This is a genomic window from Streptomyces thermolilacinus SPC6 (genome assembly GCF_000478605.2).
GTDB classification, from domain to species: domain Bacteria; phylum Actinomycetota; class Actinomycetes; order Streptomycetales; family Streptomycetaceae; genus Streptomyces; species Streptomyces thermolilacinus.
Window position 1 is genome coordinate 5,733,936 of the sequence record NZ_ASHX02000001.1, and the last position, 12,530, is coordinate 5,746,465.

Sequence of the window (12,530 nt, forward strand, 5' to 3'; positions counted from 1 at the left end):
CGCCCCGCCACCCGCCGGTTGCACCGCGGCCTGGCACAGACCGGTCCCGTTCCGGCTTCAGTACGGGGGCTCGCGCGTCAGCGGCGTCGGCGGCCGGGGCGGGTGCTCAGCATCGCGTCGAGGGACCGGCCGATCGACGCCGCGAAGGGATACGCCCGGTAGTCCCCCTGCACCGTGACATGGTGCTGTTGGCCGTCCGTCCACTCGATGACGAACACGCCGCCGTCCGACTCGGCGACGTCCACACCCGCGGGAATCCGGGCTCGCAGCCCGGCCTCGGACAGCCCGTCCGTGTGCAGCGGGACATCGCAGGCCACGACGAAGAGCCGCGCGGCGTCCTCCACACGCGTCGCGGTGCCGAGCACCCGCGTCCGGCCCCGGTCCGTCACGCGCACCGCGTAGCCGCCATCGGCGGGGACCACGTCGTGCCACGTCTCGAAGTCGCCCAAGTGGATGAGCTGGTCGCCTCGGCGGGCCGTCATCAGCTCCTTCCGGTGGCCCATGGACACGGCGAGAGCCCGCAGCCGCTCCTCCAGCCGGGGGAGCGACTCCAGGGCGAAGAGCTCCTCCGCCGTGGTGGCCGCCGCCCGGCCGCCGCGCGGGCGGAACTGCCCTGGCGGCGTCCGCCGCCCCGAACGGAACACCTCGATCGCCTCGTGCGGCGGCGCCCCCGACGCCGCGAACAGCACCGACTCGTCCGACGCCACGTAGATCCTGCCGCCGCCCCGCACCGCGTGCGACACCACCACGGCGCCGTCCTCCGGCAGCAGTTCCACGGCCAACGGCGCGTCCTGCGGCACCATTCGCCGCCAGTACCCCACACCCACATCGATCAGCCGCCGCTGATCGGGAGTCGCCTGATCGGTTCGTTCCCGCGTCACCTGTCCGGCCTCTCTTCCTTTCACCTGCCCCTGCGCTCCGGCGAGTCGTATGTACGGTCACCGGTCGGAGAAGACGACAGCGCCCCGCGGGTCCCGCACTTCGACGACTCCGCGTTCCTCGTCGACGACACCGGTGTACCCGATGGGCAGCCCCAGCACCGCGGCGGCCTCGGGCCGGAACTTGAACAGTTCGACGCAGCGGGCGATGTCGCACGCGAGGCGGCCGACCAGGTTCTCGTCGAACGGTTCCCCGCCGATGAACCACTGCGTGGCGGCGCCGATGTCGACGCGTCGGCACTCGAGCACACGACGGGTCTTCGGGGAGACGACCTCCCGCCGCCCCAACGGCACGATCCGCTCGACCAGGAGGCCGTTGACCGGCGGCCGCACGCCCACCGGCGCGGGGACAGCGCTTCTCGTGAGGGGACGGGACCGCTCCTGCGACGGGTCGTCGACCTGGTCAGTCGGGGCGTCGACGTGGTCGTACCGCGGTATCGAGGGGAAGCCGGTCATACGGCGGAACAGTACGGGGCGCGGCTGGTGGCCCTCCGCCGGACCTCCCCGCCGTGGCCCGGCACCCCCGCCCACCACGGCCAGCGGCACCCCGGGCCGCCCCGTCTCACGGCCCGTTCCGCCTTTCGGCGATCAACGACCGGTACCAGTGGTAGGAAGCCTTCGGGTGCGCCGACCGGTCGGGAAGCCGACGTGGACCAACCCGAAGCGTCTGCTGTACCCGTAGGCCCACTCGAAGTTGTCCAGCAGCGACCAGGCGGTGTACCCACGTACGTCGACGCCCTCCGCCAGCGCTTCGGCGACCGCGTGGAGGTGGGGGTCCAGGTACGCGACGCGGTCGGCGTCGTGCACGATGCCGACCGGGGCGGGGACGTCGTGTTCGGCGGAGCCGTTCTCCGTGATGTGGATCGGGGGCAGGGCCGTGCCGTAGCGGTCGCGGAGGGGACCAGAAGCCGCCGCAGCGTGTCGGGGACCACGGGCCAGCCCATGGCGGTGTGCCGGACACCGGGCACGGGGACCGCCTCGATGCGGTTGTCCGTCGCGGTGCGGCGGGCGGGGTCGGGCTCGCGCCAGGGAGCCGCGCGTACGGTGGACGGGGTGTAGAAGTTGATGCCCAGGAAGTCCATCGGCGCCGATACGGGGGTGAGGTCGCCCTAGCGGCGGAAGCGGCCGCGCTCGACCAGCTCGCCCCAGGTGTCCGCCTCGGCGGCGGCGTAGCGCCCCTTGAGCAGCGGATCGGTCCACATCAGATCGCGCTGCGTCTCGGCCCGGAGCGCGGCGGAGGCGTCGGCGGCCGACGGGGTGACCGGTGAGACGTGGTCGAGGTTGAGCGCGATGCCCGCCTCCCGCACGCCCACGGCCCGCAGCGCCTCCATCGCCAGGCCGTGTCCGACCAGCAGGTGGTGGCCGAGGCGAGCGCGGGCGTACCTTCCGACGCGCCCGGGGCGTGCTCGCCGGTGGCGTACCCCAGGAAGGCGCTGCACCACGGCTCGTTGAGGGTGATCCAGCGGGGCACCCGGTCGTGCAGCCGGGACGCGACCAGCTCCGCGTACCGGGCGAACCGCCGGGCGGTCTCCCGTGAGCGCCATCCGCCCGCGTCCTCCAGCGGCTGGGGAGGTCCCAGTGGTAGAGCGTGACGACCGGCGTGACGCCCGCGTCCAGCAGGTCGTCGACCAGGCGCTGGTAGAAGTCGAGCCCTTCCGGGTTCACGACGCCTTCCCCGGACGGCTGGACACGCGGCCAGGCGATGGAGAAGCGGTACGTGTCCACGCCGAGGTCCGCGAGCAGGGCGACGTCCTCGCGGTGGCGGTGGTAGTGGTCGCAGGCGGTGTCGCCGGTGGTGCCGTCCAGGATCGTCCCGGCGCGCCGGGCGAAGGTGTCCCAGATCGACGGCCCGCGCCGCCCTCCCGCGTCGCGCCCTCGATCTGGTAGGCGGAGTGGCGCGCCGAACTCGAAGCCGGGCGGGAACGCCGCGGGGCGACCATGGCAGGGATTCCTCCGTTCGGGGGCCGTGGACACGGCTGCGGGAAAACAGAGCCGAGCATGCGGGGGTTCAGCGGCGCCGTCCAGGCCGCGAGGCCGGATCGGCCCTGGTTTTACTAAACCAGGACTTAACTGAACCCGTTAACTGGACAACGTTGTCATCCTGCACTCAGAGTGTGGACGCATTCCCCGTCCGCGCTCACGAAAGGCGTCAGCACCATGGTGTACGGAGCACTCGACATCGGGGGTACGAAGATCGCCGGTGCCCTCGTCGACGGCGCGGGGCGCCTGCTGGCCCGGTCCCAGCGGGACACCCCCGCCCAGGGCTCCGCGGCCCAGCTCATGGCGCAGGTGACCGCCGTCCTCGACGACCTGGCGGCCCGCCCGGAGTGGACCGCCCTGTCCTGCCTGGGCATCGGCAGCGCGGGGCCCGTCGACACCGCCGCCGGCACGGTCAGCCCGGTCAACATCCCCGCCTGGCGCTCCTTCCCGCTCGTGGACCGGGTGCGCGAGCACCCCCGGATGCCGGCCGAGATCCGGCCCGTCCTCGTGGGCGACGCGGTGGCGATGGCCGCCGCCGAGCAGTGGACGGGGGCGGCCAGGGCCGTGGACAACGCGCTCTGCATGGTCGTCTCCACCGGAGTGGGCGGCGGTCTCATCCTCAACGGCGCCCTCCACGCGGGCAGGTCGGGAAACGCCGGCCACATCGGGCACATCACCGTCGACCAGCACGGTCCCCTCTGCCCCTGCGGTGCGCGCGGCTGCGTCGAGCGCTTCGCCAGCGGCACCGCCATCGCCGCCCACGCCCTGGAGTCCGGCTGGACCCCGCCGCCCGGCGTACCCCCCACGGCCGCCGCGGTCGCGGACGCCGCCCGCACCGGCGACCCGCGGGCACAAGCCGCCTTCGACCGCGCCGGCCGGGCCCTGGCGGCGGCCATCGCGGCCACGGCGGCCCTGGTCGAACTCGATTTCGTGGTCGTGGGCGGCGGCGTCGCCCAGGCCGGCGAGACGCTCTTCGGCCCGATCCGCCGCCACCTCGCCGACTACGCGGCGCTGGACTTCACCCGCGACGTCCCGGTGGTGCCCGCCGGTCTCGCGCTCGACGCCGGGCTGATCGGCGCGGCCGCGGCCGGCGCCGCGTCGGCCGGACCGTCACGGGCGGGCGGCAGCACCGTCGGCGATTCCGCCGTCCGTTCGTGACCCACACAGGAAGGGAACCCGTGGACCTCCTCGCCAACACCGTCCAGCCCTACGCCTGGGGCTCGCGCACCGCCATCCCGGACCTCCTGGGGACGCCGCCCACCGGCGGACCCCAGGCGGAACTGTGGATGGGTGCCCATCCCGCCGCCCCGTCCCGTGTCGACCGCGCCCACGGGCCACTGCCCCTGGACCGGGTGATCGACGCGGACCCCCTGACGGAACTCGGTGCCCCCACCCTGCGCCGTTTCGGCCCCCGGCTGCCGTTCCTGCTGAAGCTGCTGGCCGCGGACGCCCCGCTCTCCGTGCAGGTCCACCCCGACGCGGCCCGGGCCGAGGCGGGCTTCGCGCGGGAGAACGCCCTGGGGGTGCCCCTCGACGCCCCGCACCGCTCCTACCGCGACCCCCACCACAAGCCCGAGATGATCGTCGCCCTCACCAGGTTCGACGGGCTGTGCGGCTTCCGGGACCCCCGGCAGTGCGCCGACCTCCTGGACACCCTGGCCCTGCCCGGCCTGCGCCCGTACGCCAGGACGCTGCGCACGCGGCCCGAGGAGACCGCCATCGCCGAGGTCTTCACCGGCTTCCTCGCCCCGCCCGCCGGGCTGCCCGGCGCCGTGGCGCGGGCCGTCGCGGCGGCCGCCGCGCACCCCGGCCCGTACCGGAACGACCTCGCCGCCCACGCGGAGGTCGCCCGGGCCCATCCGGGCGACCCCGGTCTGCTGGCCGCCCTGATGCTGCGGCGCGTCGAACTCGAACCGGGGGAGGCCCTGTTCCTCGGCTCCGGCGTCCCGCACGCGTACCTCTCCGGACTCGGCGTGGAGGTCATGGCGAGCTCCGACAACGTCCTGCGCTGCGGCCTCACGTCCAAACACGTCGACCGGGACGAGCTGGTGCGCGTGGTCCGCTTCACCGCCCGGCCCGGCCATGTCCTCACCCCCGCGGCGGGGGAGGCGGGGGAGGAGGTCTACCCGGCCCCCGTCGATGACTTCCGGCTGTCGCGGTTCCGGCTCCGCGGCGCGGACCGGCCGCGCCCGCTCGCCTCCGGCGCCCCGCAGATCGTCCTCTGCGCCGAGGGGCGGGCGGAGGCGGCGTCGGCCGCGACGGGCGCCACGCTGCGGATCGGACCGGGGCGCTCCCTCTACGTCCCCGCGTCCGAGGCGGTCTCGCTCACAGGGGAAGGAGTGGTCTTCCGCGCCACGGTGGGGCTGGGGAGCGCGGCCCCTGCGCGGGGCCTTTCCGGGACGGTCGGCCAACAGGCGAAGGACACCGCGAGTCATGGCTGAGGTCTCCTCCACCACGCTCAGGACTTGACCGGCGGGGCCGGGCGTTCGCCGACGACCTCCGGCTAGGCGGCCGCACTCCGCGCCGACTGCGGAGGTGTTCCTCCACCCCGGCGAACAGCACCTGATCACCGACGCCTCGCCGGAAGCCTTCGACGCGGAGACGCCCAGGGCGCCGCTGAAGCGCGTGCGGACGTTCCTCGCCCCGGTCCGACCCCGCCGCGGACCGGCGTCCGGTCCGGTGCCGCACGGACCGCGCCGTGCCGCGAGCGGGGCCCGTACGCCTTTCACAGAGCTCACCACGCCCTGCCGAAAGGCGTACGGGTCTCGTGCCCGCGCGCCTTTCGACCGAGCGGACCCACCACGCCCCGTGCCGCCTGCGGCCCCCTTCCGAGCGAAATCATAGAGGCAACTTAACCGGTTATTTCCTGCCTATTGTTTTACGGCCTCGCTCCCCTCTAGCCTCATTCTCGGTCGCCGGGCGTCACGCGCATTCGCCACGCCTCCGCCGAGCGGGGACACGACCCCCACCGGCTCGGCGCACTTCCCCCCGCTGCCCGGTGAGAGCCGCCGAAAGGCACCGGGCGGCGGGGGTCCACCGGCCCGTCCCCAGCGTCCGGCGACACGTCGCTCCGCAGGGCCGGCAGCACCGCACCCTCCATGTCAGGCAAGCCGCGCATGCCACGGCACCGTCCCGCGGCGTGCGCGCGCAACCCGAGTTGGGAGCACCACACATGAATCGGACACTGGCCACCGCGGCGGGCGCGCTGCTCGCCGTCGCCGCCACGATGGTCACCATGCCCGCCCCGGTCCACGCGGCCGACACCGCCACCGCCCCCACCGCCGGCTTCCGCGTCGCCGAAGGCCGCCTCCTCGACGCCAACGGCCAGGACTTCGTCCTCCGGGGCGTCAACCACGCCCACACCTGGTACCCCGGCCGGACCCCCCGGGCCCTCGCCGACCTGAAGGCGCTCGGCGCCAACTCGGCGCGGATCGTGCTCAGCACGGGCGACCGGTGGACGAAGAACGACACCGCCGACGTCGCGAACGTCGTCTCCCAGTGCAAGGCCAACAAGCTGGTCTGCGTCCTGGAGGCCCACGACACCACCGGCTACGGAGAGCAGAGCGGCGCCGCGTCCCTCGCCCAGGCGGTCGACTACTGGGTCGAGGTCGCCGACGCCGTCAAGGGCCAGGAGAAGTACGTCGTCATCAACCTCGGCAACGAGCCGCACGGCAACACCGGCCACACCGCCTGGACCGACGACACCAGGAACGCCGTCACGCGGCTGCGCGCCGCGGGCTTCCACCACACCCTCATGGCCGACGCACCCAACTGGGGCCAGGACTGGTCGAACACGATGCGGGACAACGCGTCCGCCGTCTTCACCGCCGACCCGGAACGCAACACCGTCTTCTCCGTCCACATGTACGGGGTCTACGACACCGCGGCCGAGGTCCGCTCCTACCTGACCAGCTTCACCACCCGGGAACTCCCCATCGTCGTAGGCGAGTTCGGCCACGACCACTCCGACGGCAACCCGGACGAGGACGCCATCATGGCCACCGCCCGGGAACTGAAGCTGGGCTACCTCGGCTGGTCGTGGAGCGGCAACGGCGGAGGAGTGGAATACCTCGACCTGGCCACGGACTTCGACGCGACCCGGCTCACCCCCTGGGGGCAGCGCCTCTTCCACGGCCCCGACGGCATCCGGCAGACCTCCCGCGAGGCGAGCGTGTACGGCGGCACCGGAAGCGGCGACACCCGGCCGCCGACCGCCCCCGGCAGGCCCACCGCGTCCGAGGTGACCGCCACGGGCGCCCGGCTGACCTGGGCCGCCGCCACCGACGACACCGGTGTCACCGGCTACGACGTCGTCCGCGTCAACGGGTCGACGGAGACACCCGTCACCACCACCACCGGCACGAGCGCCACACTCACCGGTCTTACCCCCGCCACGTCCTACACCTTCGCCGTGTACGCGCGCGACGCCGCGGGCAACCGCTCCCCGCGCTCCGCGGGCGCGTCCTTCACCACCGCGCCGGGACCCTCCGCCGACGGCTGCGCCGTCGGCTACCGGCTGCACGACTGGGGGACCGGTCTCAACGCCGACGTCACCATCCACAACACCGGCACCCGACCCATCCTGGGCTGGCGGCTCGAATTCGCCTTCCCCGGCGGCCAGACCGTGACCTCCGCCTGGAACGCCAAGGTCGTCCAGGAGGGCACGCGGGTGCGCGCCACACACGAGCCCTGGACCGAGACCATCCCGGTCGGCGGCAGTGTGAGCTTCGGCCTGAGCGCCTCGTCCACCGGCGGCGACGGCGTCCCCGCCGCCTTCACCCTGAACGGCGCCGCCTGCGCCAAGCGCTGACCCCGCCCACGTCCCGCGAGGGCGCTGCCCGCCACCTCCCCCCGGCGCCGACCCGCCGGGGGAGGCCACCACGTACCGAACGGCGACCCGGCCGACCGCTCCAGGGAGAGCGCGGCCCGGCCGCGTACCAGGAGGAGCCTCCCGTGCCGTACACCGACCTTCCCCCGGACCATCCGGCCGCCCGTGCCACCGGACTTCCCGAGGAGCCCACCGACTTCGACGCCTTCTGGACCGAGACGCTGCGGACGGCCCGCGAGGCGGGCGGCGAGCCGGAGATCCGCCCGGTGCCCGACTCGCCGCTGACCACCCTCGACACCTACGACGTGAGGTTCGCCGGCTGGGCCGGCCAGCCCGTCGCCGCGTGGCTCGTCGTCCCCTCGGAGGCCGAGGAGCCGCTGCCGACGGTGATCACCTACATCGGGTACAGCGGCGGCCGAGGCCGGGCCGTCGACCACCTCCTGTACGCCTCCGCCGGGTACGCCCACATCGTCGTCGACAGCCGCGGGCAGGGCCACGACACCCCCGACCCGCACCCGGACAGCGCCACCCACTGGGTGCACGGCTACATGACCAGGGGCGCCGGATCCCCGTCCGAGCACTACTACCGGCGCCTCATCACCGACTGCGTACGGGCGGTCGACGCCGCCCGCGTCATCCGCCACGTCGACCCGGACCGGGTCGTCGTCCAGGGCGCGAGCCAGGGCGGCGGCCTCGCCCTGGCCGTCGCCGGTCTCGTCGGGGACCGCGTCGCGGGAGTCCTGCCCGACGTGCCGTTCCTCTGCCACATCCGGCGGGGAGCGGAGACGGCGACCGAGGGGCCGTACACGGAACTCGTCGACCACCTCCGCCACCAGGCCCCGTACGCGGCGGAACGGGTCTTCGCCACGCTAAGCCACTTCGACGGCGTGCACTTCGCCCGACGGGCCACGGCACCCGCGCTGTTCAGCGCCGGCCTGATGGACCCCGTCTGCCCGCCCTCCACCGTTCTCGCCGCCTTCCGCGCCTACGCGGGCGAGAAGGACATCAGGGAATGGCCCTTCGGCGACCACGCCGGGGGCGGGGCAGCGACCGCCGTCGAGCACCTGCGATGGCTCAGCGCACGGGGACTCGCGCCCGCACGGCGCCGGTAGCCGGTCGGTCCGGGCGGCGAGGGGGGAGAGGCCGTAACCCGGCACGGGGGTACGGCCCCTCGTCATGTGCCGGTCCGTGAACGGGGCGGTCCCGTGGAGCCCCGCGGCGCCAGGGACGGCGTCGGCACCTGGAGGGCGCCGCTCCGGGTCCCCTCGATGACCTCGAAGAGAGCCCGCGCGACCTCCGCGCCGAAGCGGTGCACATCATGGCTCAGGGCCGACAGCGGCGGGTGCGTCAACCGGCACAGCTGCGAGTCGTCCCAGGCCAGCAACGACACGTCGTCCGGCACCACGAGTCCCATCTCCGCGGCCACGGCGGCCCCGGCGACGGCCATGATGTCGTTGTCGTACACGATCGCCGTCGGGCGGTCACGCGCCAGCAGCAGCCCGCGGGTCGCCCGGGCCCCCTCCTCACCGGCGAAGCGCGTCGACACCTGGCGGCGGCCGTCGAGACCGAGCTCCGCCATGGTGGCCTCGAACGCCCGCGCGCGGATCGCGCTGTGCCCGAGCCCCGCGGGGCCGCCGACGCGGGCGATACGCCGGTGGCCGAGCGCCGCCAGGTAACGCACCGCGTCGGCCGCCGCCGTGGCGTCGTCCGTCCACACCGAGGGGAAGCCGCCGGTCAGGGAGGGGTGCCCGACGGCGACCGCGGGCAGCCCCAGCGCCCGCAGCGGCGCGACCCGCGGGTCCTCCTGCTGGAAGTCGACCAGGATGGCCCCGCCGATCGTCTTGCTCCTCCACCACTCCTCGTACAGGGCGATCTCCTCGTCGAGGTCCCGGACCAGACGCAGCAGCAGGGAACAGCCGCGCTCCGTCAGCACGCTCTCGATGCCGGAGATGAACTCCATGTAGAAGGGTTCGAGACCGAGCAGCCGGGCCGGGCGGCAGATGGCCAGGCCCACGATGCCCGCCCGCCGGCCCGACAGGCTCCGGGCGGTATGGTGCGGGGCCCAGCCCAGCTCCCGGGCGACCTCGAAGATCCGCTCCCGTGTCGCCCGCGACACCCCGGGCCGGTCGTTGAAGGCCATCGAGACGGCGCCCTTGGACACACCGGCCCGCGAGGCGACGTCGTTGATGGTCACACGAGGGGCGCGTGCGCTCACTCCGGGGCCACGCTGAACAGAGCCGCGCGGACCCGCTCGACGCCGTCGGGGGAGAGGCCCCCGCAGCCGCTCACCCGGATTCTGGCCTCCTCGCCCGGGAGGAGCGTGAGCAGACCTCGGTCCGCGCGGGCGGCGGGGGCGATCCGGTCGGGCTGCAGGAGCAGGTCCCTCACCAGGGTCCGCGCGGTGACCACCACGTCGACGGCCGCGTCCTGCCCGGTGACGGCCTCCAGCCGGACGTCGAACCGGGCCCGCGGGTAGGCGAAGTCCCGGTCGCGGACCGGGAAGTGCAGCGCGCGCAGCCCGTCCGCGTCGGCGACGAGGAACTCGTCGGCCGACCCGGGGGCGGGGACCAGTTCCGCCGGGAGCGCCGGGCGGGCGACCGAGCGCGGCGCGGCCTCGACGTCCAGTACGGCCCTGGCCAGGACGGTGCCGTCCGCGCCGACCCGCCGCAGGGTGACCTCCGCGTGCCAGGGGGTGCCCGACTGGTTGTCGACGGCGAGCACCGGCCCCTCCTCGCCGGGCAGCAGCGTCAGCAGCCGGTCCGCGTACACCCGGCGCAGCTCGTGGTGGAGCGGCTTGAGCCGGCCGTCCCCGTCGATCGCGGCCCACGAGCTCACCGGCCAGCAGTCGTTGAGCTGCCACACCACGGTCCCGGCGCACACCGGCCAGTGGGCCCGCCAGTGCTCGATGCCCGCCGCCACGGCCCGCGCCTGCACCACCTGGGCCAGGTAGTGCCAGCGGTCGAAGTCGGCTTCGGGCAGCGGGAAGTGCCGCGCGATGCCCCGGTTCAGTTTGCCGTTGCCGTCCTCGGCCTTCTGGTGGTGGAGCATGCCGGGGGAGTCGGGGGCGAGGCGCTCGCCGGGCAGCGCGCGGTGCAGCGTGGCGAGCGCGGGCGGCGCCTGCCAGCCGAACTCGGCCACGAAACGCGGGACGTTCGCGCGGTACTCGGCGTAGTCCCGGCGGTTCCACACCTCCCACGAGTGGTGGGTGCCGTGCCGGGGGTCGTTGGGGTGGTGGTCCCAGGACCCCGACCACGGGCTGCCCGCCATGTACGGGCGCGTCGGGTCCAGTTCGGCGACGATCCGCGGCAGCACGCCCAGGTAGTAGCCCTCCCCCCAGGAGTCCCCCGCGAGCGGCTCCTCCCAGTCCCAGTCGCGAAAGCCCCAGAGGTTCTCGTTGTTGCCGTTCCAGACGACCAGGCTGGGGTGCGCCATGAGCCGGACGACGTTGTCCCGCGCCTCCGCCTCCACCTCCCCGCGCAGCGGCTGTTCCTCGGGGTAGGCGGCGCAGGCGAACAGGAAGTCCTGCCACACCATGAGCCCGAGCTCGTCGCACACGTCGTAGAAGGCGTCGTCCTCGTAGATGCCGCCGCCCCAGACGCGCACCAGGTCGACATTGGCCTCGGCGGCCTGGCGCAGCCGCGTGCGGTAGCGCTCCGGCGTGATCCGGGACGGCAGGACGTCGTCCGGGATCCAGTTGACCCCGCGCGCGAAGATCCGCACGCCGTTGACGACGAAGGTGCAGCCGCTGCCGTGCGCGTCGGCGGACCGGTCGAGCTCGACGGTACGGAAGCCGATGCGGCGCCGCCAGACGTCGAGCGTCCCCTCCTCCTCGTCGAGCAGGGTCACTTCGAGCTCGTACAGTGGCTGGTCCCCATGGCCGCGCGGCCACCACAGCCGTGCTTCGGGGACCTCGACACGCAGGACCGCCTCCTCGCCGGTGAAGGAGACCACGCCCGCGCTCTCCGTCCCCTCCCCGTTGACGGCGGCCCGTACGGTCAGCGGACGGCCGGCGCCCCGCCGCGTGCGTTCGGCCCTGAGCCGTAGCTCGACATGACCGGTCGTACCGTCCACCGTGACGAGCGGGCGGACCTCGGCCAGCCGGGCGGTCGACCAGTGCTCAAGGCGCACCGGCCGCCACATGCCCGCCGTCACGACGGTGGGGCCCCAGTCCCAGCCGAAGCCGCACGCCATCTTGCGGATGTACTGGAAGGGCTCGGGGTAGACGTTCGGCCGTTCCCCGGTGAGCGCGCGGACCCGGTCGGCCTCCTCGTACGCCGAGTCGAAGCGAACCTCCAGGGGGCCGGTGCGGCCCGTGATGTCGAAGCGGTACGCGCGGTGCATGTTGCGCGTCGTGCCGAGGACCTCGCCGGCGAGGGTGATCTCCGCGGCGGTGTCCAGTCCTTCGAAGACCAGGTCCGTGCGCTCGTGCGTGCTGTCGTGGGTCAACGCGGTGACGTAGGACCACCCTTGCCGGCCCACCCACGCGATCTCGGTCTCGTTCCGGCCGATGAAGGGGTCGGGTATGACCTGTGCGGCGAGCAGATCGGTGTGGACGCAGCCGGGGACGCGGGCCGGGAGCGACGCGTCCTCATGGCGCAGGCTCCAGCCCTCGGTCAGCTGGGTGACGTCCTTCATGTGTGCGGCTCCAATCGCCTGACTGCGGCGGGATGCGTATACGACGGCGACAACCTAGCCGTACGTACAGCGGCTGTCCATGAACCGGTAAAGCTTCAAACTCCGTAAAGGGCAGCTCGTCAACTCTCGGCCTTAGAAGCGAGGTTGAG

General features: G+C 73.8%; 8 protein-coding genes and 1 pseudogene. 4 read left to right on the forward strand and 5 right to left on the reverse strand.

From position 1 onward, the window contains the following. Positions 1–77 precede the first annotated feature (77 nt). The 3 genes and pseudogenes from J116_RS24915 to J116_RS24925 form a co-directional block, all read right to left on the reverse strand. Entirely contained in the window at positions 78–881 is an 804-nt protein-coding gene (locus J116_RS24915) for a hypothetical protein (protein WP_235617381.1), read from the reverse strand. A gap of 57 nt (positions 882–938) precedes the next feature. Next, the gene (locus tag J116_RS24920) at positions 939–1,394 is read right to left on the reverse strand and encodes a hypothetical protein (protein ID WP_023589795.1); all 456 of its coding nucleotides are present in this window, start codon (positions 1,392–1,394) and stop codon (positions 939–941) included. 106 nt (positions 1,395–1,500) lie between these two features. After that, positions 1,501–2,912, reverse strand: a pseudogene (locus J116_RS24925) (GH1 family beta-glucosidase). Positions 2,913–3,095: 183 nt separating this feature from the next. On the opposite strand from J116_RS24925, the gene J116_RS24930 reads away from it, so the two are divergent. From J116_RS24930 to J116_RS24945, 4 genes are all read left to right on the forward strand, one after another. After that, complete coding sequence (locus J116_RS24930) at positions 3,096–4,076, forward strand: ROK family protein (protein ID WP_023589796.1); 981 nt, start codon at positions 3,096–3,098, stop codon at positions 4,074–4,076. A gap of 20 nt (positions 4,077–4,096) precedes the next feature. Continuing rightward, entirely contained in the window at positions 4,097–5,359 is a 1,263-nt protein-coding gene (manA, locus tag J116_RS24935; protein WP_023589797.1) for a mannose-6-phosphate isomerase, class I, read from the forward strand. Between the two features lie 731 nt (positions 5,360–6,090). Then, positions 6,091–7,728: a cellulase family glycosylhydrolase gene (locus J116_RS24940; RefSeq protein ID WP_023589798.1), complete on the forward strand. Its 1,638-nt coding sequence runs from the start codon at positions 6,091–6,093 to the stop codon at positions 7,726–7,728. 143 nt (positions 7,729–7,871) lie between these two features. Beyond that, the gene (locus tag J116_RS24945) at positions 7,872–8,858 is read left to right on the forward strand and encodes an acetylxylan esterase (protein WP_023589799.1); all 987 of its coding nucleotides are present in this window, start codon (positions 7,872–7,874) and stop codon (positions 8,856–8,858) included. A 62-nt stretch (positions 8,859–8,920) separates the two neighbouring features. On the opposite strand, the gene J116_RS24950 is transcribed toward J116_RS24945, so the two are convergent. Further along, positions 8,921–9,961: a LacI family DNA-binding transcriptional regulator gene (locus J116_RS24950; RefSeq protein ID WP_023589800.1), complete on the reverse strand. Its 1,041-nt coding sequence runs from the start codon at positions 9,959–9,961 to the stop codon at positions 8,921–8,923. Continuing rightward, entirely contained in the window at positions 9,958–12,381 is a 2,424-nt protein-coding gene (locus tag J116_RS24955) for a glycoside hydrolase family 2 protein (RefSeq protein ID WP_023589801.1), read from the reverse strand. Before J116_RS24955 ends, J116_RS24950 begins: the two co-directional genes overlap by 4 nt. Positions 12,382–12,530: the final 149 nt, after the last annotated feature.

What these genes read in the sequence shown, in the direction of transcription:
- J116_RS24920 (WP_023589795.1), bottom strand. Translation starts at nt 1,394, where the DNA reads ATGACCGGCTTCCCCTCGATACCGCGGTACGACCACGTCGACGCCCCG.
- J116_RS24930 (WP_023589796.1), top strand. Translation starts at nt 3,096, where the DNA reads ATGGTGTACGGAGCACTCGACATCGGGGGTACGAAGATCGCCGGTGCC.
- J116_RS24940 (WP_023589798.1), top strand. Translation starts at nt 6,091, where the DNA reads ATGAATCGGACACTGGCCACCGCGGCGGGCGCGCTGCTCGCCGTCGCC.
- J116_RS24955 (WP_023589801.1), bottom strand. Translation starts at nt 12,381, where the DNA reads ATGAAGGACGTCACCCAGCTGACCGAGGGCTGGAGCCTGCGCCATGAG.